At 51.7% G+C, this 26,163-nt stretch carries 28 protein-coding genes; 16 read left to right on the forward strand and 12 right to left on the reverse strand.

Annotation, left to right across the window (positions count from 1 at the left end):
- Positions 1-190 precede the first annotated feature (190 nt).
- Both ABXT62_RS02225 and ABXT62_RS02230 read right to left on the reverse strand, forming a co-directional pair.
- Positions 191-355, reverse strand: a complete 165-nt coding sequence (locus ABXT62_RS02225) for a hypothetical protein (RefSeq protein ID WP_415356921.1) — start codon at positions 353-355, stop codon at positions 191-193.
- Positions 356-430: 75 nt separating this feature from the next.
- Positions 431-1,195, reverse strand: coding sequence for a class I SAM-dependent methyltransferase (locus ABXT62_RS02230; RefSeq protein WP_415356922.1), 765 nt, complete (start codon positions 1,193-1,195; stop codon positions 431-433).
- A 1,332-nt stretch (positions 1,196-2,527) separates the two neighbouring features.
- Here ABXT62_RS02230 and ABXT62_RS02235 point away from each other — a divergent pair.
- On the forward strand, positions 2,528-2,812 hold the full coding sequence (locus ABXT62_RS02235) for a hypothetical protein (RefSeq protein ID WP_415356923.1): 285 nt from the start codon (positions 2,528-2,530) through the stop codon (positions 2,810-2,812).
- Positions 2,813-3,057: 245 nt separating this feature from the next.
- Here ABXT62_RS02235 and ABXT62_RS02240 read toward each other — a convergent pair whose 3' ends face one another.
- The 5 genes from ABXT62_RS02240 to ABXT62_RS02260 all read right to left on the reverse strand — a co-directional run bounded on the left by ABXT62_RS02240 (position 3,058) and on the right by ABXT62_RS02260 (position 9,596).
- A complete protein-coding gene (locus tag ABXT62_RS02240; protein WP_415356924.1) occupies positions 3,058-4,200 on the reverse strand; it encodes a mechanosensitive ion channel family protein in 1,143 nt (380 codons plus the stop codon).
- Between the two features lie 171 nt (positions 4,201-4,371).
- Positions 4,372-6,051, reverse strand: a complete 1,680-nt coding sequence (gene ilvD, locus ABXT62_RS02245; protein WP_415356925.1) for a dihydroxy-acid dehydratase — start codon at positions 6,049-6,051, stop codon at positions 4,372-4,374.
- Positions 6,052-6,227: 176 nt separating this feature from the next.
- Entirely contained in the window at positions 6,228-8,195 is a 1,968-nt protein-coding gene (locus ABXT62_RS02250; protein ID WP_415356926.1) for a M48 family metalloprotease, read from the reverse strand.
- A 20-nt stretch (positions 8,196-8,215) separates the two neighbouring features.
- A complete protein-coding gene (locus ABXT62_RS02255) occupies positions 8,216-8,812 on the reverse strand; it encodes a LemA family protein (protein WP_415356927.1) in 597 nt (198 codons plus the stop codon).
- A gap of 58 nt (positions 8,813-8,870) precedes the next feature.
- Complete coding sequence (locus ABXT62_RS02260) at positions 8,871-9,596, reverse strand: DUF1080 domain-containing protein (protein ID WP_415356928.1); 726 nt, start codon at positions 9,594-9,596, stop codon at positions 8,871-8,873.
- A 314-nt stretch (positions 9,597-9,910) separates the two neighbouring features.
- Between ABXT62_RS02260 and ABXT62_RS02265 the strand changes: the two genes are divergently transcribed.
- The 7 genes from ABXT62_RS02265 to ABXT62_RS02295 all read left to right on the forward strand — a co-directional run bounded on the left by ABXT62_RS02265 (position 9,911) and on the right by ABXT62_RS02295 (position 14,447).
- Positions 9,911-10,378 (forward strand): nitroreductase family deazaflavin-dependent oxidoreductase, encoded by a 468-nt coding sequence (locus tag ABXT62_RS02265; RefSeq protein ID WP_415356929.1) that lies wholly within the window; start codon positions 9,911-9,913, stop codon positions 10,376-10,378.
- 12 nt (positions 10,379-10,390) lie between these two features.
- Complete coding sequence (locus ABXT62_RS02270) at positions 10,391-10,627, forward strand: DUF1653 domain-containing protein (RefSeq protein ID WP_415356930.1); 237 nt, start codon at positions 10,391-10,393, stop codon at positions 10,625-10,627.
- Between the two features lie 105 nt (positions 10,628-10,732).
- Positions 10,733-11,380, forward strand: a complete 648-nt coding sequence (locus ABXT62_RS02275) for a flavin reductase family protein (RefSeq protein ID WP_415356931.1) — start codon at positions 10,733-10,735, stop codon at positions 11,378-11,380.
- 128 nt (positions 11,381-11,508) lie between these two features.
- Positions 11,509-12,696 (forward strand): flavin-dependent monooxygenase, encoded by a 1,188-nt coding sequence (locus tag ABXT62_RS02280; protein ID WP_415356932.1) that lies wholly within the window; start codon positions 11,509-11,511, stop codon positions 12,694-12,696.
- A 210-nt stretch (positions 12,697-12,906) separates the two neighbouring features.
- Positions 12,907-13,137, forward strand: a complete 231-nt coding sequence (locus ABXT62_RS02285) for a DUF2892 domain-containing protein (protein ID WP_415356933.1) — start codon at positions 12,907-12,909, stop codon at positions 13,135-13,137.
- Between the two features lie 75 nt (positions 13,138-13,212).
- Positions 13,213-13,740, forward strand: coding sequence for a glutathione peroxidase (locus ABXT62_RS02290; RefSeq protein WP_415358251.1), 528 nt, complete (start codon positions 13,213-13,215; stop codon positions 13,738-13,740).
- A gap of 146 nt (positions 13,741-13,886) precedes the next feature.
- Complete coding sequence (locus tag ABXT62_RS02295; RefSeq protein ID WP_415356934.1) at positions 13,887-14,447, forward strand: DUF2452 domain-containing protein; 561 nt, start codon at positions 13,887-13,889, stop codon at positions 14,445-14,447.
- Positions 14,448-14,655: 208 nt separating this feature from the next.
- On the opposite strand, the gene ABXT62_RS02300 is transcribed toward ABXT62_RS02295, so the two are convergent.
- Entirely contained in the window at positions 14,656-15,996 is a 1,341-nt protein-coding gene (locus ABXT62_RS02300; RefSeq protein ID WP_415356935.1) for a carotenoid oxygenase family protein, read from the reverse strand.
- A gap of 178 nt (positions 15,997-16,174) precedes the next feature.
- Here ABXT62_RS02300 and ABXT62_RS02305 point away from each other — a divergent pair, with 178 nt between their 5' ends.
- From ABXT62_RS02305 to ABXT62_RS02320, 4 genes are all read left to right on the forward strand, one after another.
- Positions 16,175-17,173 (forward strand): NAD-dependent epimerase/dehydratase family protein, encoded by a 999-nt coding sequence (locus ABXT62_RS02305; RefSeq protein ID WP_415356936.1) that lies wholly within the window; start codon positions 16,175-16,177, stop codon positions 17,171-17,173.
- Between the two features lie 81 nt (positions 17,174-17,254).
- On the forward strand, positions 17,255-18,334 hold the full coding sequence (locus ABXT62_RS02310) for a hypothetical protein (protein ID WP_415356937.1): 1,080 nt from the start codon (positions 17,255-17,257) through the stop codon (positions 18,332-18,334).
- A 3-nt stretch (positions 18,335-18,337) separates the two neighbouring features.
- Positions 18,338-19,171 (forward strand): hypothetical protein, encoded by an 834-nt coding sequence (locus ABXT62_RS02315; RefSeq protein WP_415356938.1) that lies wholly within the window; start codon positions 18,338-18,340, stop codon positions 19,169-19,171.
- Positions 19,168-19,701 (forward strand): DUF3833 domain-containing protein, encoded by a 534-nt coding sequence (locus tag ABXT62_RS02320; RefSeq protein ID WP_415356939.1) that lies wholly within the window; start codon positions 19,168-19,170, stop codon positions 19,699-19,701. The genes ABXT62_RS02315 and ABXT62_RS02320 overlap by 4 nt, the downstream gene beginning before the upstream one ends.
- Here the strand turns inward: ABXT62_RS02320 and ABXT62_RS02325 are convergent.
- Entirely contained in the window at positions 19,685-19,825 is a 141-nt protein-coding gene (locus ABXT62_RS02325) for a hypothetical protein (RefSeq protein WP_415356940.1), read from the reverse strand. The two genes, ABXT62_RS02320 and ABXT62_RS02325, sit on opposite strands and share 17 nt — an antisense overlap.
- Between ABXT62_RS02325 and ABXT62_RS02330 the strand changes: the two genes are divergently transcribed.
- Positions 19,824-20,282 (forward strand): pyridoxamine 5'-phosphate oxidase family protein, encoded by a 459-nt coding sequence (locus tag ABXT62_RS02330; protein ID WP_415356941.1) that lies wholly within the window; start codon positions 19,824-19,826, stop codon positions 20,280-20,282. The two genes, ABXT62_RS02325 and ABXT62_RS02330, sit on opposite strands and share 2 nt — an antisense overlap.
- Here the strand turns inward: ABXT62_RS02330 and ABXT62_RS02335 are convergent.
- Complete coding sequence (locus ABXT62_RS02335) at positions 20,236-21,114, reverse strand: NAD-dependent protein deacetylase (RefSeq protein ID WP_415356942.1); 879 nt, start codon at positions 21,112-21,114, stop codon at positions 20,236-20,238. The two genes, ABXT62_RS02330 and ABXT62_RS02335, sit on opposite strands and share 47 nt — an antisense overlap.
- A gap of 397 nt (positions 21,115-21,511) precedes the next feature.
- The gene (locus ABXT62_RS02340) at positions 21,512-21,628 is read right to left on the reverse strand and encodes a DUF4124 domain-containing protein (protein WP_415358252.1); all 117 of its coding nucleotides are present in this window, start codon (positions 21,626-21,628) and stop codon (positions 21,512-21,514) included.
- A 129-nt stretch (positions 21,629-21,757) separates the two neighbouring features.
- On the opposite strand from ABXT62_RS02340, the gene ABXT62_RS02345 reads away from it, so the two are divergent.
- The 3 genes from ABXT62_RS02345 to ABXT62_RS02355 are packed head-to-tail and all read left to right on the forward strand — an operon-like array spanning position 21,758 to position 23,118.
- Entirely contained in the window at positions 21,758-22,087 is a 330-nt protein-coding gene (locus ABXT62_RS02345; RefSeq protein WP_415356943.1) for a heavy-metal-associated domain-containing protein, read from the forward strand.
- Complete coding sequence (locus ABXT62_RS02350; protein ID WP_415356944.1) at positions 22,087-22,743, forward strand: hypothetical protein; 657 nt, start codon at positions 22,087-22,089, stop codon at positions 22,741-22,743. Before ABXT62_RS02345 ends, ABXT62_RS02350 begins: the two co-directional genes overlap by 1 nt.
- A gap of 9 nt (positions 22,744-22,752) precedes the next feature.
- Positions 22,753-23,118, forward strand: coding sequence for a hypothetical protein (locus ABXT62_RS02355; protein WP_415356945.1), 366 nt, complete (start codon positions 22,753-22,755; stop codon positions 23,116-23,118).
- 872 nt (positions 23,119-23,990) lie between these two features.
- On the opposite strand, the gene ABXT62_RS02360 is transcribed toward ABXT62_RS02355, so the two are convergent.
- Positions 23,991-26,015, reverse strand: a complete 2,025-nt coding sequence (locus tag ABXT62_RS02360; RefSeq protein ID WP_415356946.1) for a neutral/alkaline non-lysosomal ceramidase N-terminal domain-containing protein — start codon at positions 26,013-26,015, stop codon at positions 23,991-23,993.
- Positions 26,016-26,163: the final 148 nt, after the last annotated feature.

A 26,163-nucleotide genomic window follows, 5' to 3' on the forward strand; every position in this document is an offset into this window, starting at 1 on the left:
GAACAAATACTCGGTGCAGGTGTAAACCGAGCGGTGCAATCTCTTGGTGTAGCACTACTATCGCTCGCGTCAGTTGCCAGCGCGTTCGGGCCAGCAATACAATATCGTCCATGTAGCGAACATAAAGCACCAGACGCTTTGCTTAAGTATAGAACAAATATTCGTGAACGCTCCGCCAATCGGATCGACACTAGGCAGCAGTGGATTCAATATGGTCAACCTGATCGGGCTTTTGCCGTGCGGCCACCATCTCGATGGAAAGCCCCTTCAAGAGTACATCCCTACCCGCAAAAGTCGCGATACCAATGGTGGCGATGGCGAATGGAAAAGCGGAGGAAAGCGGGTCTTTGCTCATTGAGCCTGTCGCTCCAAGCCTGGCGTTATCGTACTTTATCGGTTGGGGTCCCCAATGCCGACCGGTGAACCCCTGCTAACTTTCCAGACCGTCGAATACGCTAGGCTGTGTAACTACAACCAAATGCGGGTGATGTCTTTGGGGTTGTAGCCGATTCCTGATTATTCTGCGAAGAGATTCCCACCATCTTCCGCGCAGTGGATTATGTTTTCCACGGATTGCGAGTGTGAGATCAAAGTCGGTGGTGAAGGTCCGCGTAGCCCGAAACTGCCTTGCTTCCAGAAAAGACTTTATCGTAGCTTCGGACCAACTCCGCACGTGCTGAAAACGATGAAAAAGTTTGCCGGATTCAGGACAAAGAATGTAGCTTTCCTGAAGGTCTTCCTCATTCGGAGTCGTGAATATGATATGGGTATTGGATCCGGACAGTTTGCCCAGTGTTTCCAGCAGACTGTCCAATTGGTCATCGTACAAGTGCTCGATGACTTCTGCGGCAATAATGGCATCAAACTTCAGCCCTGACGCATCGATTTCATGTTGGTCGTAAACGCCCAGAAATCGCTTGTTGTCGCCGAAGTCGGCCAAGACCAATTCTCGCGCCAATTGTGATGTGTCCATAGCAGCAACGCTAAATCCGGCTTCGAGCAACGGCCCGATCAGATTTCCGGGACCACAGCCATAATCCAGGACCGTACATCGACTCGGCAGGTAGCTCTCAAACTGTTTTATAATCTGGTATCGACGGGAGCGGGTAAAAAAATTCGTGGGGAAATTCGCCTCGTAATCCCAGAAATTCCGCACCATCTCTGGCGTCCAGACCAACAGGTCATAATCTTTCATGGTCAGGTGAGGCTCTCAGACTAATGGGGAAGGCGTTCTGACGGGTCAAGTATATCTTCTGTGGTCTGATGTACTCAAGCCTGAGCGACTTCTGGGTTTTCTGGCCCAGCGGAATTAATTTGCCAAATATGAATTATCACAACATATCAGTACCTATTTGACGATAACGGATGGCGAGTTTGCCCGCTCCTCGCAAAATGCGAGGCAAATCGCCTAGTGCATCACGACAAAAGTGATCTTTTATGCAGATTGTGCAGTTGCATTTCTCCTCCCGTACAGCAGTCAGTAATACCTTACAGGTTCTAAGTCGCTAATTTAACTTGCAAATCCCTGATATTTCGCCCCATTTACAGTTCTTGGCTTCACTATACATGTCAGTAAATGGAGGGGGAGGCCGATGAGTATCTCATCCGTTGAAGTATAGGACAAATAAACGGCCTATTGAGATTAAATTTCCTGACTCATGCCCCTAACTGAACGGGAGAAATTCGCGACATACCCGCCTACTGCCCTGAAAAGTTGTTCGCTGAGGTGACCGCACAATGCATATTATGATGATAGGGTGATTCAGTCAGGGCCACTTTTAAAGTAATCACATTGCGATCACCTGGCGCCGGCGCAGCTGGAGCAGGGGGTGATCACGAATACAGTAGAGAGTGGTCATAAGTACTCATTGGCATCTCTCTCACAGGGCTAGGCTGGTCGAGAGAGGACTGAGCTAAGCGTTTAACACTCGGTGTTATATAGTCTTTGTTATGGTTTTGACGTGCACTAGTCTATCGACATACTAAAAGTTAAGAACTTTAGTATGCAGGGTATGCATCGGTATTGATGAGAGCTTGGTTAGGGGGGCTGTAGTCTATATCATAGAAAACCTTTCAGGCTGCTCGTAAGCGTGGCCACTACAGCCTTGTTTGAGCGGGTAAAAATCCCTACCCATGGTCACACAGAAAAACCAATGGATACAAAGGGCCAACGTAGCGATTTAGAGCTTTTTATGGGTAAGGTGATGTCGCATAACCTGTTGTTTAATAACGTTAAGATCTAATTCGAGCGGTTGGCTTTTAACCAATTGGTCGCGCGTTCGAGTCGCGCACGGCCCACCATGTTTCTTGATATCATCAGTTACTTAGAAGCCTGCAAATTGCAGCCTTTTTTGTTTGTCTCCCATAGATGGGGTACTGGATTATAAATAAACGAAAACCCCCTCAAAAAGCGCTGTTGCCGCTCTACTTTAGGACGACTAAAAGGCCCTTTGCAGCGGTCATTTTTGCAACAGGTTAAAAATAGGCTACACTTGGCTCAGCAAAAACTCTTAAATAGGATGGCAACATGATCAAGCAAATTGCAATAGCGGCAGCCATGGCAGCAGCACTGTCAGCAACACAGGTCGTTGCTCAGACATATGAATCTCCTAAGCAATCGGCAGAGGAAGTCAGTAGCGGTGAAGAACGTCTGCAGCGGAACGAAAACGAAGCGGAGCAGCAAGCCCAACAGTCTCAGCAGCAACGCGAAGAACAAGAACGCCAGCTCGAGATACAGACGGAAGCACAACAGTACCAGCTCGAGAAAGACCAGCAGCAAACTAATGCCATTATGAGCGGCAATGACGACTAAACCTGTTAGGGCATGGACGCCCTCTGGCGCTCGCCTTGCCTATACGACTATTCAATTGCAGATTTTTGGGGTCTGTAAAATGTCTTAACGTGGTACGGTTAGCTTTTCATTACTCATAGCCGTTCGGCTCTGAAACCACTGCCAATAGTATTGTTCAGGTCCTTCACGCGACACCGCTTCCCTTCAGGTGCCGCTACCTCTTCTGTCTGAGCTTATTATCGATTTACTCTAAGCGCGCCACACTATTACGTGGCTTGAGGACTTGGTTCCGCACCTTCGCTTGAAATATCTAAGGTCATCGTGGTGAAGGCAATTTCAGCGTCATGGCGATAAATAATTCGCCCTATATCCATCATAATTTTGTCCTGAATGGCTTGAAATTTTAACCAGTTGGTCACTTTCGTAAATGTATAGACTTGAAAGTTTAGAGAGGACCCTCCGAAAAATCCTTCTGTCGTAGAACCCATATCGGTACTGCCATTCACCACGTTGACGAGGGTTAAGCAATTTTGGTCAATGTCTGGGTGCTCACCAAGATAGGTATAAATGTCTTTTTGGATAGCTTCAAATTTATCAAAATCGTCATATCTCAGGCCGATGTATTGCAATATTCTACGATTTGACATTCTTGAGGCATTGACGACTGCCTGTGTAATTAAGAGATTATTCGGCGTAAAAATCAATCTTTTATCAAACGTCCTAATATGCGTTAGACGCCAACTGATCTTTTCAACGGTGCCTTGAATTGTACCGTCTATCGTGTAAATCCAATCGCCAACCGCATAAGGGCTGTCCAAATAAATAATGAGACCACCAAAAACACTCGAAATAGTATCCTTAAAGACCAAAGCGATAATTGCCAATCCCCCGCCTAAGTAGGCGACGCCCTGGGCAACTTTAAGTCCAAGAATTGCAGCAATGACAAAAACCATAACGGCAATCGTTAGCGCTTGCCCAAGTTTATGTATTTGCTCAATTTTTGCAAAGTTGTTGTATCCGCCATCTGTTCGCGTTTTTTTGGTAATCGAATAGGTTTTCAATCGCGATAAAAAAGTATTCATTAATACAAAGAAACAAAGGGCCAAGCCAAGCTCAACGCCCGGTGTTACAACCTGATCGAAAAAACTGGTGAACCTAAACCATGTCAAAACATGCATGGCCATGAAATAAAAACCAATGACCATGGTTGCGAGCTGTAGTGGCTTATTAAGGGAGAGGTAAAACAAAATTTTAATTGTGTGTGAGTGTTGTGTTGCTTTTTCATAGCGTCGAAAAAACAAGCGAATTGAGAGCTCCATCGCTATGGTCACGAAAAAAATTATCGCGACAATTATCATCTGTGATAATGAAATATCATATGCCTTAAAAAAATCTAATAGGTTGTCCATAATTCAGTGGTTTGCCTCGATATAATATTCTTAGGTTTTTTTTACACGCTCCAGCTGTAATAAATGCAACTCAAAACTAACCGACTCACGATCCTATAGATAACCCAAGGCAGCGATTTTTGGAGGCGCATGCGGCGGTTAGTCATCTTGTCGAGTGAGTTAGACGCCCCATCACACCTCTAAGTATTTGTCGGTGACAGCACCTTCGCTGGCTGAGCTGACGAGTTTGGCATACTTGGCGAGCGTACCGCGAGTCGCGTAAGGCGCAGGTGCAGTCCATGCCGCGCGGCGAACTGCCAATTCTGCATCATCGACATGCAGGATAATCTCGGCATTCTCTGCGTCAACGGTAATCTTATCCCCGTCCTGCACCAATGCAATGGGGCCACCGAGATGAGCCTCTGGCGTTACATGACCGATCACAAACCCTCTCGATCCCCCAGAAAACCGTCCGTCAGTGAGCAGCGCCACCTCCTGAGAAAGACCGCGGCCATTGATGGCACTGGTGGGACTCAGCATCTCGCGCATGCCCGGCCCACCTTTGGGCCCTTCGTAACGCACGATCACCACGTCACCCGCCACAATCTGGCCAGCCATAATGGCTGCCATTGCAGCCTCCTCACCTTGAAAGCAGCGCGCAGTCCCGGTGAAGGTTAGGCCCTCATGCCCGGTAATTTTAGCCACTGCACCTTCCGGTGCCAGATTGCCGCGCAGTATCACCAGATGGCTGTCTTTTTTAATGGGATTTGACAGTGGGCGAATAATTTTTTGCTCGGCGGGATAGTCCTCGACCACAGCAAGGTTGTCCGCGAGTGTTTTGCCGGTCACGGTCATGCAGTCACCGTGTAACAAACCTTCCTGAAGTAACATTTTCATCAGTGGCAAAATGCCGCCTATCGCGATCAATTCACTCATTGCATACTGCCCCGCAGGGCGCATATCAGCCAACACAGGGACACGCTTGCCGACGCGACTAAAGTCGTCCAGCGATAGAGGAATATTGGCGGCGTGGGCAATGGCGATGAGATGCAGTACTGCGTTGGTGGAGCCCTCGAGCGCGATGGTAATCGTGATGGCGTTTTCAAAGGCCTCGCGGCTCAGCATGTCGCTGGGCTTGAGTCCCAGTTTGATCAGGTTTCGAACCGCGGCCCCGGCGTTGTAGCTGTCCTGCTTCTTATCCTGACTGATGGCATTTTGAGCCGAACTGCCCGGCAGCGATAGACCGAGTGCCTCCATTGCAGAGGCCATCGTGTTGGCGGTATACATTCCGCCGCAGGAGCCAGGTCCAGGGATGGCAGTAGTTTCAATCTCGGTCAATTCAATGTCCGATACCCTGCCAGCGGCGTGCCCGCCTACCGCTTCAAACACAGAGACGATATCGCGTCGCTCGGCACCCGGCAGAATCGTACCGCCATACACAAAGACACTGGGGCGATCCATGCGTGCCATAGCAATTCCGCAGGCTGGCATATTCTTATCGCAGCCACCGATGGTCACAAACCCGTCAAAGCCTTGGGCGCCGACCACGGTTTCGATCGAGTCTGCAATCACCTCACGCGATACCAATGAATAGCGCATGCCTGGTGTACCCATAGAAATGCCATCTGACACAGTAATGGTGTTAAACAATACCGATTTGGCCCCCGCCTCATCGGCCCCCGCAGCCGCAGCGTCAGCCAGTTCGTTGATGTGCATGTTACAGGGGGTCACCATGCTCCACGTGGAGGCGATACCGATCTGTGGCTTATTGAAGTCCTCACGTTTGAATCCCGTCGGGTAAAGCATCGCTCGACTCGGTGCCTGCTCGACGCCGTCGACGATGATAGAACTGTAGGGGCGTTCGTTGGTCATGGACATTCCTTGCTTGTAATGTGAGGTTTCTATCGGGGTGCAGAATAAAACGCTGGGGCCTTGGGAGTCAAATAGCGGGCCGCTCTTGCTACCGTGCCGCAGACTTTGCCAGCAATGCTACTTTTACCGTTTTATGGCGTTTCAGGTGAGCCTGTGCGGTGCACTCACAAGGGCGTTCAGGTGTGCTCTGCGCCTAACGCAATGGAGGACGGCATGGGGCAGTCCATCACCGCAGCCACGCTGGCGATAATGTCTCGTTCCGTTGGGTTTAGTGCGCCATCGCTGCTGGCGGCCAGGGTCATGGCTTTTAATAAGCGTGGCTTCTGCAGAGGGTAACAGTCTGCTAATTCATGCACCGCTCTGCCGAAGGCCTCAACGCTGGCGTGTTCCCGGGTCACAATGTCCATATCAGTGAAACCGAGGGTATTGGCACCTAGGCAAAATAGCGCCTGTGATTCACCGTCGCCTTCATAGGCCAGCACTGACAACACGGTTCGTATCGAGTTGGCTACCGTTTGCAGCCTGCGATAGCGAGCTCGGCTGGGTTTAACGCGGATGAATTCCGGATCCAGATAGTGCCGTACCAATTGGAATAAGCACCATTCGTGTAACTCTACTTGATGATCGGCTCGGATCAGCTTGACTAGGGTGTCCTTGAATGTCCGATATTGTCGGGCGGACATAGACTTCAGTGCAGGCAGGCACATCTCTAGAAGAGGCCGCCGATGGGAGGCATCCAGTGCACGGACGCCGGGGCGAAGTGTGGTGACTAGGGTGTCTAGCCCGGTTATTCCTGCAGCGGTGATGATGTTTAACTGGGCCTGTTGCAGCGGCCTCTGTTCGCCTATCAGCAGAGAATAGACCAGCGCATGTGCGCCTAATGGCTCGTGACTATGCTGTACAAAGACCATCGGGATTGTCTGCTTCCTGGCAGTGTCCTGATCCAGCTGGTCGGGGCCAGCTTCAAAGTCTGCATCCTCTAACAGATCTTTAGGTCTGGGTCCGTCAGCAAGTGCCCCGACGATAGCGGCTGCAACGAGGGCGGATCGCCCGACGCCCGCCTCTGCTGCTGTCGACTCAGAAGGTTGCTGCGCGTAGCGCACTGTCTCGCGCTCAATGTACCGCCCGTCCCATTGCAGATCCACCCGCTCAATGCGCTTATGCAGTGGCGGATGGGTGGCAAAGGCCTGCCACAACCGGTGCTCGATCTGCCCGAAAAAAATATGTGACATCTCGCTGGCGCGAGCGGCGTGAACTAACGTGCCGGGTCTGTAGCCGCCAATCACTTTCAGCGCATCGCCTATACCATCGGAACTGCGGGTAAATTGTACGGCGCTGGCGTCCGCCAGATATTCTTTTTGTCTGGAAATTGCTGACTTAATAAAGCCCGCTGCAACGCCGCCCAGCCACCCTAAGAGCCACAGGGCAAGACCAGCGAGGGTTAAGCCTCCACTGAGTTTGCCGCTGCGAGCGCTCGCCCCCGTGCGCACCCGGCTGCTGCGCAGCAGAACATAGCCTACATCGCCGATGAAGGTGATGCCTTTTAAGAGGGCGGCGAGACGAATGTTGAGGCGCATATCGCCGTTGAGTATGTGACTGAATTCGTGGGCGATTACGCCCTGCAATTCATGGCGTTTAAGATGCTCGATGGTCCCCCGAGTGACTGCCACCACAGCATCGGCTGGGCTTATGCCTGCGGCGAAGGCATTGATACCCCGTTCGCCGTTCAATACATACAATGGCGGCACGGGCATGTTCGCGGCTAGCGCCATCTCTTCAACAACATTGAGACAACGTCGCTCGGAGGCATCCCTCGATTGTGGCAGAATTCGTGTGCCACCCATACTTTCGGCGACGGCCTTGCCACCGGTAGACAATGCTATCCACTTGATTAGCACAACCAGTGCGACGGTGGTGGTTATTAGCAAACCAATATTCCCGAAACGTGCCCAGCTAAAGTAGGACAGAAAGTCGGCCATTCCTTTCTGGTTGCCACTGTAAACAGCGTAGTTTTGGCTGAAAAACAGGAATGCCGCGACTGCGGCGTTGGTAAGAATGACCAGCAGCAGGACCGCAAGCAGGAAAAACAGCACCAACATTCGCGTATTGCGCCGGGCGAGGTCCTGTTGCGCAAAGAAGTCCATGGGATCTGCTGATCAGTAGGCTAGAACGTGACTTGGGGTGCGGCCTGTATTTGAGCGGAGTCGTCGAAGTTCAACAACGAGGCATCCTCTGGGTGGCCGAATTTCACGGCGAGCATGACGGGCGGGAAGCTTTGACGGTAGCTGTTGTAAGCCATAACGGCATCATTAAAGCCCTGTCGCGCAAAGGCGACACGATTTTCCGTGGTGATGAGTTCCTCAGAAACCTGCATCATGTTTTCGTTCGCTTTCAGGTCCGGGTAGGCTTCCATTGTGACATTGAGTTTGCCCATGGCACCACTCAGTGTCCCTTCGGCAGAGGCCAACTTTCCCAATTCAACTTTGCTCAGATTGCCATTGCCCATCGCCTTCAGAATCGCCGCCGCATCGTTGCGGGCGTTGATGACAGCTTCTAGTGTCTCGCGTTCGTGCGCCATATAGGCTTTAGCCGTTTCCACCAGATTGGGTATCAGGTCGTAACGCCGTTTGAGCTGTACCTCAATTTGCGCAAAGGCGTTGAGATACCGATTTTTCAGTGTCACTAGGGTGTTGTAGATGGCGATGGAGTAGATCACCAGGCACAGCAATAGTAGCCAGAATACGATGGTCGATAAGTCCATATAACATTCTCCTAGTCGATGTGTCGTCAATTGCGTTCTCAGGCTTCGATGTGCTGTTTTATAAATCACGCACACGAATATTACGATACCACACAGGGTCGCCATGATCCTGCAGCACGAGGTAGCCCTCGTCGAATTTCCCATAGCCGGGCATACCCGCGAATTTGCTGGCCGCAGCCAACGCATTCCACTCGTCACTACCGCGCTGAATACTGACGACCTTAACCCCGTTTAGCCAGTGCTCGATGTGATTGTCCTTCACCCGAAGTAGCACGTCATTCCATTCTCCCGACGCTCGCACTGTCTCAGGCTCAGCGGATATCATGCCGTAAAGATCTCCAGCTCTGTGAGTCTTGATTTGTCCATCGCTATGGCCTTCGTTGTCCAGTACCTGCATTTCAATGCCGGTGCGCCACGAGATATTCTCCGTTTCATCTTTTACCAGATAGAAAATACCGCTGTTGCCTCCTGCAGAGATCTTCCATTGCAGGCTGAGCTCGAAGTTCTGGAATGTCTCGCGGTAGTAGACGAGGTCGCCGCCAGGGCCGCCGAAGACGATGCTTTTGATCATATCCCACATTGGGAAGGGTCCACTCTGCACCAGTGTCAGCACGCCGTCCTGCGCTTCCCATTTGCGCACAGCATTCGCATCACCCCCATAATTACGCCACCCCGCAAGTGTTTCACCATCGAAAATATCTCGCCATCCGTCTTCGGATATTGCGGCCAACGGTTGCACCAGCACGATGGGTAGGAATACTAGCGCAATAATCCATTTTTTCATTTTTCTTATCTCAAGAATGCAGTAAGAATCTTGCAGTAGTGCAAGAGTGGCCTATGTTATACCCGTTGTCATGCGGCGCAAGGGATCCCATTAATCGTGGGGTGCTGCCGTCGCTTGCTAATGCGGAGAATGAAATAGGGGTGATCAATCTGTGGGCTAGCGTGCGTCGTTAACGGGCCCATTTATGTACGATTGGTGAATTATTTGGCCTGATAAAAGGAATAGTGGGCTTCTAACGTGCCTTGCGTTCGCCCATCTGGTATACATTATAGGCATGCTGTAACCATACTTTATCGCCTATAAGGACTACCCGTATGACAGACACTATTCAGCCCTTTACCCCAAAGCAGGAAAAAATCGGCAGCTGGATCATTAACAAGGTTGGTCGCTGGCAGACAACCGTCTATGAACTCACTGGTGGGCGTCTATGGAACACCTTTTTAGGCGGCCCAGTTGCTATTTTGACCACCGTTGGGCGCAAAACCGGCGCCGTTCGGAAAGTCCCATTGCTGTTTTTGAAACACGGTGACAATGTCGTGATGACGGCTTCGAAGGGAGGGATGTCCAAATTGCCGATCTGGTACCACAACGTTGTGGCAGCCAGCACTGTCGACATCCAGGTGCGTACGGAAAAGAAAACCTATCGCATGCGCGAGGCCAACGTCGAGGAAGAAGCGACGCTTTGGCCACTGCTGGAAGCGATGTATCCCGATTATAAGGACTATCGCGCTCGCACCGAGGGCGTGCGGACCATTCCAGTACTGATTTTTGAACCAGTCTGAGTGGAGCCTGACGTGGACGATTCGGGGCGAGACGGCGCGGCGGTGCTGAGACCGGGAAGATATCGACACTTCAAAGGGGGTGAGTATCAGGTGCAGGGCGTCGCCACACACTCCGAGACAGGCGAGCAGCTGGTGGTGTATACGCCACTCTATGGAGAGGGAGGGCTGTGGATTCGACCGCTGTCGATGTTTCTCGAAGCGGTGGATCGAGACGGCAAACAGCAGCCGAGGTTTGTCTATATCGATTAGCGCTCTCTCAAGGGGAGTCGAAATTCTAGTCGTAACACAACGGTGATACCCCGCCATATGGTCCGAAAAGCTGCATCGGTCGTATGCACTGTTTAGGAGAATACAATGCAATTCCAATCATCAGATATCAAGGCAATGGATCCGCGCCGCCGGGCGGCGTTTATGAATTCGGTGTCGGGGTTTAAATCTGCAAATTTGGTAGGCACCGTGAACGCAAAGGGCCAGACCAATCTAGCGATTATGAGCTCAGCCGTGCATTTGGGATCAAGTCCTCCACTGCTGGCACTCATTATTAGGCCCAGTAGTGATGAGCACCAGACACTTGCCAATATTTTAGAGAGCGGTTGCTATAGCCTCAATCATGTTACGTCATCCATTGTGGAGCAGGGTCACCAGACGGCAGCACGGTACCCTGAGGATATGTCTGAGTTTGACGCCACGGGTCTTTCGCCAGTCTGGCATGCGGGTTTTGGCGCGCCGATGGTGGCCGAGGCCGGTATCAAATTAGGCCTATCGCTGCGAGAACATCATGAGCTGGCGATAAATGGCACTAATCTGGTCATAGGCGAGGTGGTGCTGGCGGATCTGCCGGCTGGGTGCATGGCCGAAGATGGCGCCCTCGATTTGGTGAGTGCGGGCACTGTTGCACTCAGCGGTTTGGACACTTATTGTCAAGCGGTCACCTTTAAGCGCATGGCTTATGCTAAAACTCATTTGCCTCCCCAGGTGCTATGGGATGCGAGCGCGCAGTAGGGGTTATTAGGCAGGCTTCTAAAACAGCGGATCCCGATTTGAATGAGTCGCTTTCCCCCATACAGGGGATGTGCCGTTATTCTTAAGGGGTAATCTAGGACACTGATGCAAATAATCGGAGAAGAACCATGAACATATCTGTAGATACTGAAGCGCTCCGCGTCGCTGATGAAGGGGCCGCTATGCTGCAAAGAGTGGAGTCTCTGCATCCGCTGCTGCGAGCCAACACCGGCAAGGCACTTGAGGATCGGCGTGTGCCCGTGGAAAATATTGATGCCCTCAAAAAAGCAGGGTTTTTCCTTGCGCTGCAGCCAGCGCGATGGGGGGGTTACGAGCTCAATCCTCAGGATTTCTTCCGTATGCAAATGTCTATTGGTGAAAGTTGCATGTCCACTGCCTGGGCTAGCGGCATCGTCGCTGTGCACGCCTTCCAAATTGCGCTCATGGATCCCCGGGCTCAAGAGGATGTATGGGGGAAAGACATTCATACTCGGGTCTCGTCCTCTTATGCGCCGATGGGCAAGGTTGAAAACGCGGACGGTGGTTTTCGATTCAGTGGCCGCTGGGGCTGGAGCAGCGGGTGTGATCACTGTACTTGGGTGCTGCTGGGCGGCATTTTACCGGACGGCACGTACCGTACATTCCTCCTTCCCAAGAGCGATTACCGTATTGACGATACATGGAATTCCATGGGCCTCACGGGTACTGGATCCAACGACATTGTGGTGGAAGATGTTTTTGTGCCTGATTACCGCACCCATAAACAAACCGATGGGTTTGAAGGGACTAACCCCGGAGTGACTCACGATAGCGCGCCTTTGTACCACATGCCGTGGGCACAATTATTTATTCGAGTGGTTTCCACACCTGCTATAGGCGCTGCAAGGCACGCCCTGTCCCTTTACACGGAATTGGTCAAGGGGAAGGCCAGTGGTGATATCACGAAGCTGGCGCAGGATACTGGCACTCAGGTGCGAATTGCTGAGGCTAAAAACAGCATTGAAGAGATGACCACGATTCTACTGTCGAACTTCGATGCGATGATGGATACCATGCGCCATGGTGGAGTTATTCCTCTGGACGATAGAATTCTCTACAGGTATCAAGCTTCGCTGGTGATAGAAAAGTCGATGGGTGTGGTAGATTCGTTGTTTTCTTCTGCCGGCGGCTCGTCTGTGTTTCACGGCAGCGCCATTCAGCAGTGTTTCTTGGATATTCATACGGCCAGGGCGCACGTGGCAAATAACCCTATTGGTTTTGCGCGCAATATGGGAGCTGTGGCACTGGGCGCGGCTAATCAAGACTTCTTCCTTTGATGCGGAAAAACCACTATCTGCTGGTGCTTTAATATTCCAGTGTGATTTCTCTGTGCTTAACGCCGCTGGATCTGGCATCCGGTGGCGTTGTTGTGCACAGGGGGCTTATCTTCAGGCAACTCAATGTTCATTTGTGCCGCAAAGTAATCCAAAATTGCTGCTTAGGCGTATATTTAGGCAATTCAGATGGATCAATAGGGGGGCCTGATCATGATTGAACGTAACCTAGGTAATATCGAGCGTTTAGTGCGACTTCTTATTGGCGTCGCTTTTGGTCTATGGGCATTCATGCAGCCGCAATTAAACGGAATCGAATGGTTAGTCATAATGACTTCCCTCTTACTGATCCTTAACGGAATTTTCTCGCGATGCTACGTCTGGTATCTGTTCGATGTGAACACCAATAAAAAAGCCGGTCCTAGCAGCACGTCTATTTGCTAAAGAGACGCAGTGGAGGCCAATATTTGTCTCCCCTATGCTGATAGCCAAAATTTGATAAAGAGAGCAATGTCTATGATGCGCGCAATAGTGCTATCGACGGTCTTATTTTTTGGGGGAGCTGCTGTAGCAGGCTGCCCTGAATACCTAAATCATGATCTTCGTAAGTTACACTCACAAGAGTTGATCAATCTCTGTGAAATGAGTCCTGGCCAGCCACTGCTCATTGTCAACACTGCAAGTCACTGTGGCTATACAAAGCAATTTAAAGGCTTGCAAGAATTGAATGACCAGTACCGTGACCAAGGTCTCAGGGTTGTTGGATTTGCCAGTGATGATTTCCGTCAAGAAGCCAACAATGAGGAAGAGGCAGCGAATGTCTGCTATGTCAATTACGGTGTTACGTTCACGATGTTCGCACCGACCCATGTGCGCGGGGATGACGCTAATCCGGTGTTTCGCGAGCTTGCTATTCAAACTGAAGCGCCGAGTTGGAACTTCAACAAGTATGTCGTCGATTCCACGGGCAAAGTTGTCATGCATTTCGACAGCAGCACGTCGCCTGATAGCCCAGCGCTGAAGAAAGCCATTGAGAGCGTTCTCTAGTGTTATGAAAACCGCTTGCTTTAAGTCGGCCATGTTAAATGACCCGTCTTTCCAACAGAGATAGTGTGACCGTGCCGATGTCTACGCCTATCAAAAACCCAAACCCGCAGGGGAAAGGCGTTGTTCCGATCCTAAGGGATTGGTCGATGATGCAGCCCACAGTGTCTGGCCCCAAAGATGCCGGAGAATTCCTTCGAGACTATGCGATTTCTTCGCTGATTCTCACCGCAAGGTTTGGTTTTAAGCCAGTCGTGGGGAACACCTACTACCTTTACACCGGAGAGAAAGGGTGGACATTGTCTCTTATATCACCCAGTGAGTGGGGTCAAAGTAGCCCTGGAGAATTTTTGGCGAGCTGTCGGTTGCGCATTGATATGACATGGGAAATGAGTATTGACGAGCTCGCCGAAGACTCCGATGCTTTGGCTAGAGCCAGAGAGTTTATACACGGCTTTGTCGATGCCATTGCAGAACAGGACTCAATCTCTACGCATCTTCCTTTTTACGAAAGTCACTTGCCCTACTATCAGCGGATGCTGGGCACTGCCCTGGCATCGTCCTTAAAAAAATCTCTGCCCGCTTCCGGGGACAGTATGAAAGCGCTCATGGCGGAGCAGTCTTCGCCCCGCACGGATTCGGGCTATCTGCTTTCTGCCGATGCTTCTGGCGCTAGCGTTCTCCAAGGGCGCCCGTCGCAAATCGCATAATTTTTGCAATCGCTGTCGCAGCCGCGGCACGGTAGACGCGGATGCACATTGTCTGATGCCGCCTTAGACGGCTTGCCTAATTCCACACTGGGTTCACTGTTCATTGGTGTATGTCCTCTGTTTTTTTGTCTTTCGTGCCACTCTAAAGCTTGCCAGGCAAGAAGCACTGCCGTCTGGCGCAGGCGCTATATTAAGGGTTGAGACGCCCTTAGTCAGTTGAGGGGATCCAGTTGCCGTGGAAGCCGAACGGCACTCGTCTTGGTAAGTGGATAGTGGCGGCGGGGCCTGCGGCTATATCCTTTGCTTCAAGGATGACGACGTCACTGGAATCACTTTCGGCATCATACACGAAGGACATTAACCAACCGTCGTCCTCGGATGTCGAGTCTTGCCTTGGAACAAAAACAGGCTCCATAAAATGCCTTGCCATGCCCTCGTTGTAGGTCTCTTTTCGACTCTGCTGCAGGTCATGTTTGATGAGTCCACCTGCGGAAAACCCAGCATCCAGTGCAACAGTGTACCCATAGCGATAAGGTTTACCGGTAAGCTGTTCCGCGATACGGGGGAATTCTTGTCCCTGATCATCGAGCCGAGTTTCTTGCACTCGCGTCTTCAGCGGATCAATAACCCACCTATCCAGAGTTACAGTGCCTTCATTCGGTCCACGCATGTCGGTTGCAAACATCTTTGGATGGCGCAATACATCCAAGACGACTCGCCCCATGGCGTCCTCATAGCCGTTCATTGGATGAAAGACATAGCATGGGTCGACCTCGTGCCATGTGACCTCCTCTGCTGCTCCATGCCGAGGAAGCAATCCAACCCTGGCGCCGTATTCAGCGCTCCAACGATAAGGCAGGCTTGCGCCGGCCTCTGCAGCCTTCATGTCCAGTATTACCGGCAGGTCCAGAAGGATAAAGTAACTTTTGGTGATCATACAATCATGCACCATGGGCTGCCCCGGAACAGGGACATTGACCGCGCGAATGACCTCGCCCTCTGCACTGATGACCACATGCTGTATATAATTCCACAGTGGAGAATAGACGGCGGCATGCAATTCACCGGTGTCCGCATCAAGGTGGGGGTGTGCCGACAGACCGCCGGGCAGGGTTCCACCAAAATTAGTGCGTGTTACTGTTTCAAGAGCGGAATTCAGCTGCACTGGGAGATTTCCACCTTCGACCAGCGCCAGTCTTTTTCCAGCATGAAATATAATATTGGTATTGGCGACCCCACCGCCAAGTTGTAATGCATTTTCGGGGCCTTGCACCGGCGGCCAGCCTTTGACTGCAACAATCTCATCATCGCGCACGTAACGGCTTCGGAACCACTCGGCTTTTCCGTCGCGCAACTGAAGGCCGTGTACCATACCGTTACCGAGGAACCAATGATGCGTCGCCGGGTCTGGATTCACAGGGTTGGGGCCTATGCGTAATAACTGGCCAGCCAATTCGGGTGGTATATGGCCGCTAACCTTAAGCGTCTCGGCGGTGACTTCGGTATCCACTGGCGCAAAGTTTTCCACGAGGTAAGGATTCTCTGTCATGTCAACGCTCGGATAGTTGTGCTTATCGCTGTGTGTAAAGTCACATAGTGAAGGTACTACGTACGCCGGTAAAGCGCCGATCACAAAAACCTGGGAAAGTCCTCCAAATCATCCGATACGGGCGCAAGAGCGTACAAGCTATAGGATTTAGTGAACTGCCCCCGGAGATGCCAGAAAAATGGCCACTAGCAAGCGTATTGTCACCATAACCGGCGCCACCGGTTTTGTAGGCAGACATTTTGTTGAACGTCTTGTCAGCGAAAAAAAGTACCGCATTAGATGTCTCGTTCGCCACACCAGTGATGTCTCTCCATTGCGGGCCTTGGATCCCGACATCAGCTTCCACTACGGCGACATTACCCGAAAATCAAGCTTATCTGCAGCCTTTAAGGGGGCCTGGGGAGTGGTGAATATAGCGGGCTATCGCGAATTTTGGAGCCGCGACAAAAGGCACTTTTATGCTCTCAATGAGCGCGGTGCAACGAATGTGTTTGAGTCCTGTCTTGAAGCAGGTGTAGAAAAAGTGGTTCAGGTGAGTACTCCGCTGGCCTATGGCGTGCCGGATACCCTACCCTTTAATGAACAGACGCCTCCCGGTCGGCATCCCAGCAATTATGCGAGAAGTAAATATCTGGGCGACCAGGCGGGATGGGCAATGTATGAAGACAAGGGCTTGCCGCTCACTATCGTACATCTTGCGGCAGTCATCGGTGCGGGGGATGACAAAGAGACCATGGAAGTGAAGAGAGCGGTGGATGGGAAGCTACCCGCATTGATTGGGGCAGATACCACGTACACCTATGTCTATGTCAAAGACGCGGCTGATGCAATTGCACGAGCGTTGATCAAAAAAGATTCTGTTGGGCGCAGTTATCTTATCGGGAATCAGCGCGCTACCACGCGAGACTATTTCAAAATCATTGGCAGAATCGCTGATGTGCCGGTGCCAAACTGGAATATACCTGAGTCCTTTTTGTGGCCACTGGCCATGGGGATGGATATCGTTGCTCGTAAGACCGGCAGACGCCCTATGATGCCGTTGGATGTATTGAAAACAACGGCGGCGGGCTCCCTGCTATTTGATCCTTCTCGAGGGATCAAGGAGTTGGGCATGTCGTATACGGCATTGGAGACAGCGCTGGCCGAATCCGTCGCAGAGATTCGAGAAACGGGTTGAAGATTTAATCGCTCCAGTAGCGCCCGCTGCTGTTGCAGGTGTTTTATAAGCGCATTCATTAGTCTATAAGGAGATAAATTCATGTCATACAAGGTCGTTACATGGGGTACAGGAAATGTTGGGAGCTATGCTGTGCGGGCAGTACTGGGCCACCCCGAGCTAGAGTTAGTTGCGCATATTGTCAGTTCCCCTGAAAAATCGGGCCGCGATGTTGGTGAGTTAATTGGCCTTGAGCAGCTGGCTGGCGTTCTGGCTACAGATAACGTCGATGAAGCCTTAGCGACTCGACCTGACTGCGTTATCTATACCGCCCACTCAGAGACGCGCATGATGGAGGCGGCGGAGGATCAGGCAAAATGTCTTCGTCAGGGTATCAATGTGGTGTCGAGCTCATTGTTTATGTTGCAGTATCCTCACAATCCAGGGATTACATTCCTGGCAGATCCTTTAAAGGCGGCCTGCGAAGAAGGCAAGTCTACCTGCTTTAATAATGGTATTGACCCAGGCTTCGCCAACGACACTATGCCGCTCGTTTTTACGGGATTGTCAGAGTACTGGAGCAGTATTCGCATGCGTGAAATTGTCAATTATGCGACGTATGAGCAGGAGCACACGATTCGCGAGGTGATGGGTTTTGGCTATCCGATAGATCATGACTGCATGTTGTTCAGAGAGGGTATGCTTTCTTTGGGATGGGGTGGCTCGGTTCACTCGGTAGCGGCCGGTTTGGGTGTCACCCTGGATAAAGTCTACGAAGTACATGAGCGTCTCCCTCTAACAGAAGACATTCACAATGGCATGGGGACGTTTAAGGCTGGCACTACTGGCGCTATGCGTTTTGAGGTCAGAGGCGTTATGGATGGCAGGGAAGTCGTGGTGCTGGAGCACGTGACGCGACTCACCGATGATATCGCGCCCGATTGGCCCCAAGGCAAGGGTTATCGGGTCATTATCGAGGGTGAGCCACGCATGGAAATTTCCATGGATATGGAGGATCGTAATGGTGATCATGCTGTGGCAGGTGTTATTCAAACGGCGACCGCTATCGTGAATGCGGTGCCGGCGGTAGTAGAACATACGCCTGGTTTGGTTGCCGCAATGGAGCTTCCCAAAATAACCGGGAAAGGACTCTACAGGCCGCACGATACGGACGCGAGCTAGCTTGTGACAGGCACAATTCCTCGCATATGTCACCTCGTCTGCCTTTTCGCTTTGGTTCTGTTGCAAGTGACGCAGCAGGCCTATGCAAAAGAGGTGAGCGTTCGGGTCGTTGGTGCAGCGTTTGATCTGGACAGCACAGCACCCCTGTATACGGAAACGCATTGTGTCAGTGACAATGCGCTGACGCATAACGTGCTCTACAGAGATATGGAACAAGAGCTGATCGCACATAAGGTGCTGGACTATTCATCTGGACCGTTGACGCCATCTTTTGTGCAGCACAATTTTTACTCGCAAGAGGTGATAGCTGTCGAGCTGAGACAGGATCAGCTTATAATGACCGTGAAAGCCGCGGGTAACCCGGAGCCGCAAGAATTTCTGTTCCCGGTTTCACAAGCCAGCATGCCGATAGTCATTGATGCCGGCTTCGACAACTTTGTGACACAAAACTGGAATGCTCTTGTCGGCGGTCAAAGTAAGCAGTTTCAGTTCCCGTTTGCAGCCAGGGAGAGCCTGGTAGATTTACGCGTCAAGGCGGCGCGCTGCAGCTATAGCAACGAGACAGACCAATGTTTTATTCTGAGACTAGACAATTGGTTAATCGGCAGGCTGGTTTCCTCCATCGAACTTGGATATGACCCTGTTTTGAAACGCCTCACTCGGTTCCGGGGTCTCTCCAATATTGGTGATGCTAAGGGCGCTGGCCAGTCAGTTGATATCCGTTATCGCTACCAAGATATGACGGCGCTGCCTTGCTCTCTGGACGATCTAAAGTTGATGGGCATTGACGAGGCTAGCGACATTGCGATGACACAAGCTAAGGACGGATCATCATGAAAGCAACATCGGTAGCATGGGTGTGTGCAGCCTTACTGATTATGCTTAATGGATGTTCCGCGGTGCCGATTGAGGAATATGCTGAAAATAGTCCCGCCCTTGTGGCCGAAACATTTTTTAGCGGAGAGCTGATTGCAAGTGGCATCGTTAAGGATCGTAGTGGTCGGGTAATTCGCTACTTCAACGCCACCATCGATGCGAGCTGGGAGGGTGGTGTTGGGACCCTCGACGAACAGTTTGTGTTTGATGATGGCGAGGAACAAACGAGGGTATGGACACTAGAACGAACAGCCGCCGGCGCCTATATAGCAACGGCGGGTGACGTTATTGGTGAGTCCCAAATGAAAGTGTTGGGCAATAGTTTGTTTATGCAATATGTTCTGCGTATCCCCTATGGTGACGGCACGATAGACGTAAACGTTGATGATCGGATGTATTTGGTTTCAGACACGGTGCTGCTGAATGAGTCAGTGATGTCCAAGTGGGGTTTTCACGTTGGCCAGATTACATTGGTTATCCAGAAGAAATAATCGCCCGCTTACCACTGATCGCCCTATGCAGCGTAGGCCTAGAAAATCCGTTATGATGCGCTGCTATGGCGCTGTCCTGCTGGGATAGCACGATCTCACTGGCGACTTCTGGAGAAACGAACATGGCACTCGCCCTTAAAGGCCCTTGGGGAAAGACGGAGATAGACGCCTACTTGCAACACAGTACGTTTCCTTTGCGCCTGGCGTGCGTAGGTGAGGATGGGTTTCCGCGCGTTGTATCGGTGTGGTATATATTTGATGGTGAGTACTTCCGTTGTGTATCGCACCGGTCCTCCCAATTGATCCGCCTGCTAGAGCGCAGCGACCGAGTTGGTTTTGAGTTGGCGCCTAATGAGCCGCCCTACCACGGTGTCAGGGGGCAGGGCATTGCGCGGCTGAGTTCCGCTGCTGATGGTGAAGTACTCCGTGAAATGCTGCAGCGCTATCTCGGCGGCACGGATTCCAAATTGGGGAGCTGGCTGCTGTCTCGCGTCGAGGACGAGATTTTGATAACCATCGAACCTTTGCGTTTATTTACCTGGGATTATCGCGAGCGGATGGCTGGCAGCGACCCTGCTTGATGTGCTCGATGGCTCGCGTAAGGAGCGGGCCGGCCGGTGACTGTAGTTTTACGTGAGCGAGGTCGTCGGCACGCGTGATGCCAGGGTTGATGATCACGACAGGTTTACCCAGTTCACTGGCCCTGCGGCAGAAACGATAGCCGGAAAAAACCATCAGTGAACTTCCTATTGCGATAAGGGCGTCCGCCTCCTTCAACGCGTCAAGGCAGGTGGCCACTCTCGAAGAAGGAACGCTTCCACCGAAGAAAACCACATTTGGCATCAGATCACCGCTGCAGTTATGACACTTGGGTAGCGACAGTGCGTGAAACATATCTTCAGATACCTCCATGTCACCGTCCGGTCTTGCCAGATGGCTGGATTGAACGGCGCTGAGCCACGGGTTTTGCTTTTTCAGTAGACTTTGGATGCTTTCTCTGGGGTGAAGAGCATCGCAACTGAGGCAGCGAACCTGATCTATCCGGCCATGCAGGTCAACGACGTTGCGGCTTCCTGCGCACTGGTGGAGTCTGTCCACGTTTTGGGTTATCACCAGTTCGATAGAGCCGCACTGCTCGAGCTCTGCTAGTGCAACATGTGCAGGATTGGGAAGCGCATCTCGCATGACCGGCCAGCCAAGCCATGAGCGCGCCCAGTAGCGCTGTCGCGTACTTTCGTCACTCAGAAATGACTGTTCCTGTATGGGTTTCGAGTGCAGCCAGGTGCCCCGCTGATCGCGGTAGGTGGGTATCCCAGAGTCATGACTGATGCCTGCCCCAGTCAATACCACCAGTCTCGGATGTTCGGCCAGAATATTGGCCAGGGTGAGTGCGTCCTGCTGCAGTCTTTTCATAACGGTACTATACGATGACGGGTGGTGATTGGATTAAGGATCGTATTCCTTGTAGCCTGGACAAGGCACTGATGATCCAGTCTACACTCAGGAAGGTATTCTGTGTGTCCTGGTCGTCATAGCCTTATCCGTTATGGGCTCTACTTTGACTAAGATGGCGTTAAATAGGCGGGCAGGGCGAAGGTGATGGTGGCGTATTGCCGATTCTTCGCATTACCGGTATTTGCCTTGCGTTTTGCCAGAATTAGCCGTTGAATAGCAGCATGGTAAACATTCTACATCGTAGCTCGGCCGTGTTGAGGGTCATTCTGTTCGTGTTCGCCGTGAACGCATCCTCATCCTATGGCAGTTGTTTTTGGGGTGCCGACACGTCCCAACCCCAGTCCGATATGCCTTGTCACCAGGCGGAAAACACCCGTGAGGCAGTGGATGAAACCTGTTGCGCTGCCTGTGTTGGCTTGCAAGGACTGTCGGAATATACGATTCTCCCTCTGGATGCTGCCGTTATAGGCACATCGCCTAGACTTTCCGCACGTCCAATCAATACGCCAGAACCCCGCTACAGGCCACCCATAGCATAGTCTTCTTAGATTGGTGCGCCTCCGCGGCGCGTTTATATTCAATGTTAAGAGGTGACTCTGTGATGAAAAATCTGACAGTATCAGTGTGTCTATTCATGCTGTTTGCAACACCGGCTATTGCCCAAAACTATATCGTCAACGTGCACGGAATGGTCTGCGAGCTTTGTTCTCTTGGCGTTGCCAAGAACATTCGCAAATTGTCTTTTGTGGATGCCGCAAAATATGATGAGGGCGTGCGAGTGGACGTTCAAAACCAGACGGTCTTCGTTGCAGTTCGCGATGATACGTCGCTTGACAAGCAAGCGCTGTTCGCGGCTATTGAAGAGGGTGGCTATAGCCCTGTGGATATTTGGCGGCTAACAGATTCGGGAGAACGACTGGAGCTGCAATAATGAAAGGGCTGCTCATTGTATTGCTCTTGGGGGTAACCTCCACAGCGGCTTTAGCGCATCAGCCCGTCGTCGACATGGCCCCGAGGTGGAATGGGGGCTATGGATTTCAAACCCGTGTTGAACATGCCAATTCCGATACCATAACGTGGCTGGAGGGTGTCTATACGTTTAAGCCTGCGCTTCGAATGACGCTGAAGATACCGTATAGCGGTGATGGACTCGGCCATTCAATTTTCGCCGTACCGCTGAAGAAGTATAAAAATGCTGCGCGGTACACGTCGAACTGGGGGCTGACGCCGTCGGTGCGCGTGCCTACCGGCGGAGGGAACGATTGGGACGGGGGCGTAAGTCTCAGTTATAGCTCTGAATCCGTGGATGTCTATCAGCTGTATGATCTGCACTTCCTGGGCGATCGTCGCGGGCTCGATATCAATGTAGGGACGGTTCATGCCGATGGACAGGGTTCTGCGTGGTTCACGCTTTGGGATGTCACTGCTGTTGATTCTGACTCTGGGCAGCGCATTCTGACGGGCCCAGTACTGGTCTATTTTAGGCGCAATATCGCAGCTCGGCTGGAATACAAGCTGGCGGCCTACGACGACGACGACGAGTGGAGTGGTAATTACCTGAGTTTTACCCTTGGAATCGTCTATTAGGAGAACATTATGCGAAAACCTCGTTCCTGGAGCTGGCTTCTGTTGTTTACCACCTCAGGCACGCTGCTGTGCTGCGCTATTCCGATCACGCTGGTGTCACTGGGCCTGGGTGCAACTGTTGCGACCATGGTGAGCTCTGCGCCGTGGATTATTACCTTGAGCCAGTATAAAGGCTGGATGTTCCTCCTGTCCGGCGTGTTGATTGGGCTGTCGGCCTGGTCTGTTTACCGGTCGGAGCGAAGCTGTCCACTGGACCCGGAGCTAGCCGCCGCCTGTCAGCGTGCCGATGTCTGGAACCGACGATTTATCTGGGTCGCGGGGGGTATGTGGGCTGCGGGATTTGTGGCAGCTTACGGATTACCCTTAGTGCGATGACTGTGACTCCTCGGTATCAGCGTTGTCTTCGGTGCCCTCAGCATTATGCTCAAGAGTTGCCGTAAGACTCTACTAGATTCAGGCTAGATTGCGATCCACAGGTGGACGTGACTGAAAAATAAAATGTTGATCTTCATTAGCCTTACAAGCGGTTGTCGAGCGAAAAGGTAGAGTCTATAAAAAAAGAATTTATCGGTGGTAAACCAAAAAATAAATATCGACCAAAACTACAAAAATTTACGCTTTTATTATTGTTGTCTGGTCTCCGCAAAGAGTACGATATTAATCGCGGTCTTAAGGAGTGAGAGGGTAAGGCCGTGAATTAGGATGTTTTGATTTTTGCGATACATCCCTTGCTGCACAGATTGGTGGATGCTCGCGGAGTTGCAAAACATAAGTGTGCATATGCGCGAAGAGGCATGGCCATTCAGGACCTGATTCAAGTTTCTTTCATCACGTTGAGAGGCTACTACGGTAGTTATCTCGTAAAGGATGAGGAGGACGGAAGATGGCGTCTATCATTATTAATATCGCGTTATTCTTTTTGGTGCTGTTTTTTTTGTTGCCCGGCATGATGATTTTTTCAATGTTGATGCGGGATCACGTTGACTCGCACACCCCAACGGAACGTGAACCAGTGAGAAATACTCGATAGCGAGGCTAGAAGCCTAGGGGGACGGACTTAATCCCCTAACGTTCTTGTTGAGTAGTGCTGTTTGCCAAAAAGCGTGTAATAACGCGAGGCATTCTGCACGTCCTTATTCGGGGTCACAACTCTGAGGCCATCTCGGAGTAGGGTTTCTTGGCCCTAGCGATTCTGCACTTCTAATCGTGTTCAAGCTACTCAGGTAGTTGTTCCTTTATCAGTAACGCTAAGGGTCGATATAAATCAGTTCCGACACGCCGCTAAAGTTGCCGTCTGCACCATCGTATCCAGAATGTGTGAGTCGGTATTCGCCAGTGGGGGTGTCGGCCGGTATCTCCCAGCTGATTTGGGCAACGTAAGCCCCACCTTCTATTCGCCAGCGTATCCTTGTACTCCAGTCACTATCATCGGCAATCGCTTGCCACCCCTTTGCCGTCTTCTGCTCTATTAACAAGAAATTATTGCCGGTGGGGTAGTGTGCCGTGGGGTTGGTGGACCAGAACTCAGTGAGCACTGTCTCGCCGCCCTGATAATGTGTTTTTGCCAGGGGCAAAGTGTCACCGTAGCTTGCACCCTGTGGAGGTGGAGTCGCCGTACCTAGTGGTAATGGCAGCCCCACTGACTTTTCGCGCCAGTCATCGTAGTGGATGTCCGAGGTAACAGCAGTACCCGACTGCAGGGCGCTGGCCAGTTGGCTTGCAACCTGTTGGTAGGCGGCTAGGGACCAGCGTCCGTGCAGTGTATGCGCGGCTTCATACTGCTGCAGCATATACTCCTGTGGCGTGGTGACATAACCGGCATAGCCATTAGCATAGCCTGCTAATACGATATACTGGGCCCAATCGCCCAATTCCTGCATGACGGTGTCGCGCAAGCGTCGGCCGGCCATGGTGGTCACTTCGACCGGCAGCGCCAGTATCACCAGTTGACCGATTCGTGCAACCGTAACCGAGTGTATCTGTGATTGCAGGGGTGGATTGCCAGTACCGGTTTCAAATAAAATCGGCTTCGGTCGCTGGCAAGTTTTCACCGCTTCAGTCCATTTTGGTGCGCCAGTGACCAGTCGGATCAGTCCGTCTCGCCACAGGCTTTGATCGGTCATACCTTCCTTAAAAAGGAAGTGTCCTCCACCATCTTCCGTTGAGCCGCCGGCGAAGGAGTAACCATAGGCAGAAGGGCAGGTGTGCTGAAGACCTTTTCCAGTGAAATCATGTTGTACCGGATAGTTGCTGAGGTCGACGTAGATACGGCGTGAATCGATAGGGCCCTCAAGCGTTTCCGTCGCCTGTGTAAACAGCTTCTGTGCTACCTCCAGCTGACGATCCCCCATAATGCGGGTAGTCTCGACATCAGTGTCCCCCGGACCCGTATTGTCCAGATTTGTATTGGGTGAGACGTCACCGGGATCTGAATTTGCGAAGGCGGCCACGAAATCATCGGCAGAGTCATAGGTCGTACCGTGTTGGCGCTCCATTTGCAGTGAGGCATAGCCCTTGTGGTCGCCAGAGATAAGATGATTGTAGAAGTTCATAGCAGTAGGATGCAGCGCATACCAGTTGAATACGCCGATTTCACCTGAATCGTCAACAAACTTCAGTAGGATCATCTCGGTGTTTGTGTCTTCCTCATAGCGTGCGCGTTCTTGCGGTGGGTTTTGCAGATACGCGATTACCGAGCGATTGGCACCGGCGTTGATCACTGCTCCACTGTTAATGAAAACAGTGCCCAGTTGCAGGTCTTCGTCGGCCTTCACAATGGAGGTGGTGATCCCTGCTACGATGGCTTCAAAATGTTCTGGGTAGAGACCCCCATCAAGTCCGGTTGTGCTGCGTGACTGCCAATAGCCACCTGGTCCTGAGTGGGTGTGGGTCGCAGTGATAATGACATTGTCGAGATTGTAGCGCGCACCAAAGCGCTTCTGCAGCCGCTCAACGACCGCCAGATGGATGTGGTGGTCAATACTGCCCAGGTCGGCGCTGACCAGCACCAGTCGGCTGTTGAGGTCGTCAGCCTGCACCATAATAAACGCGCGAGAACGCTGACGGATATGAATGCCTTCGCCGACTTGGTCCGGGTGCCCAAAACCCCATAGCATCACCCCCACAGCTGGGCCTGTGACATCGGCGATACCGCGCCCGATAAGATAGGACTGCGCATTCTGTGCGTGGACAGAAGCGCTATATAACAGCAGGCTGAAACACAGTACCAATACTTGTCTGGCCGCACTGCCATAGGATGTTACTGCAGCCACGCTGGCTCTCCCAATTATTGAACGTGTGTTATTAATAGCAAGGGAAGTGGCGTAACACAACCACGCCATTTCTCGGTCAGTAGGACTGCGTCCGCAACGGTTCCAGCGCGCTGTATCGGCCACGGGAGGGCGAGTAGAGACAATGGTT

Source organism: Halioglobus sp. Uisw_031 (genome assembly GCF_047729875.1).
Lineage (GTDB): Bacteria > Pseudomonadota > Gammaproteobacteria > Pseudomonadales > Halieaceae > Marimicrobium.

Bases quoted from the DNA above. Each gene is read 5' to 3' on its own strand.
- ABXT62_RS02225 (WP_415356921.1), bottom strand. From the start codon at position 355: ATGAGCAAAGACCCGCTTTCCTCCGCTTTTCCATTCGCCATCGCCACC.
- ABXT62_RS02230 (WP_415356922.1), bottom strand. From the start codon at position 1,195: ATGAAAGATTATGACCTGTTGGTCTGGACGCCAGAGATGGTGCGGAAT.
- ABXT62_RS02235 (WP_415356923.1), top strand. From the start codon at position 2,528: ATGATCAAGCAAATTGCAATAGCGGCAGCCATGGCAGCAGCACTGTCA.
- ABXT62_RS02240 (WP_415356924.1), bottom strand. From the start codon at position 4,200: ATGGACAACCTATTAGATTTTTTTAAGGCATATGATATTTCATTATCA.
- ilvD (WP_415356925.1), bottom strand. From the start codon at position 6,051: ATGACCAACGAACGCCCCTACAGTTCTATCATCGTCGACGGCGTCGAG.
- ABXT62_RS02250 (WP_415356926.1), bottom strand. From the start codon at position 8,195: ATGGACTTCTTTGCGCAACAGGACCTCGCCCGGCGCAATACGCGAATG.
- ABXT62_RS02255 (WP_415356927.1), bottom strand. From the start codon at position 8,812: ATGGACTTATCGACCATCGTATTCTGGCTACTATTGCTGTGCCTGGTG.
- ABXT62_RS02260 (WP_415356928.1), bottom strand. From the start codon at position 9,596: ATGAAAAAATGGATTATTGCGCTAGTATTCCTACCCATCGTGCTGGTG.
- ABXT62_RS02265 (WP_415356929.1), top strand. From the start codon at position 9,911: ATGACAGACACTATTCAGCCCTTTACCCCAAAGCAGGAAAAAATCGGC.
- ABXT62_RS02275 (WP_415356931.1), top strand. From the start codon at position 10,733: ATGCAATTCCAATCATCAGATATCAAGGCAATGGATCCGCGCCGCCGG.
- ABXT62_RS02280 (WP_415356932.1), top strand. From the start codon at position 11,509: ATGAACATATCTGTAGATACTGAAGCGCTCCGCGTCGCTGATGAAGGG.
- ABXT62_RS02285 (WP_415356933.1), top strand. From the start codon at position 12,907: ATGATTGAACGTAACCTAGGTAATATCGAGCGTTTAGTGCGACTTCTT.
- ABXT62_RS02290 (WP_415358251.1), top strand. From the start codon at position 13,213: ATGCGCGCAATAGTGCTATCGACGGTCTTATTTTTTGGGGGAGCTGCT.
- ABXT62_RS02295 (WP_415356934.1), top strand. From the start codon at position 13,887: ATGATGCAGCCCACAGTGTCTGGCCCCAAAGATGCCGGAGAATTCCTT.
- ABXT62_RS02300 (WP_415356935.1), bottom strand. From the start codon at position 15,996: ATGACAGAGAATCCTTACCTCGTGGAAAACTTTGCGCCAGTGGATACC.
- ABXT62_RS02305 (WP_415356936.1), top strand. From the start codon at position 16,175: ATGGCCACTAGCAAGCGTATTGTCACCATAACCGGCGCCACCGGTTTT.
- ABXT62_RS02310 (WP_415356937.1), top strand. From the start codon at position 17,255: ATGTCATACAAGGTCGTTACATGGGGTACAGGAAATGTTGGGAGCTAT.
- ABXT62_RS02320 (WP_415356939.1), top strand. From the start codon at position 19,168: ATGAAAGCAACATCGGTAGCATGGGTGTGTGCAGCCTTACTGATTATG.
- ABXT62_RS02330 (WP_415356941.1), top strand. From the start codon at position 19,824: ATGGCACTCGCCCTTAAAGGCCCTTGGGGAAAGACGGAGATAGACGCC.
- ABXT62_RS02325 (WP_415356940.1), bottom strand. From the start codon at position 19,825: ATGTTCGTTTCTCCAGAAGTCGCCAGTGAGATCGTGCTATCCCAGCAG.
- ABXT62_RS02335 (WP_415356942.1), bottom strand. From the start codon at position 21,114: ATGAAAAGACTGCAGCAGGACGCACTCACCCTGGCCAATATTCTGGCC.
- ABXT62_RS02345 (WP_415356943.1), top strand. From the start codon at position 21,758: ATGAAAAATCTGACAGTATCAGTGTGTCTATTCATGCTGTTTGCAACA.
- ABXT62_RS02350 (WP_415356944.1), top strand. From the start codon at position 22,087: ATGAAAGGGCTGCTCATTGTATTGCTCTTGGGGGTAACCTCCACAGCG.
- ABXT62_RS02355 (WP_415356945.1), top strand. From the start codon at position 22,753: ATGCGAAAACCTCGTTCCTGGAGCTGGCTTCTGTTGTTTACCACCTCA.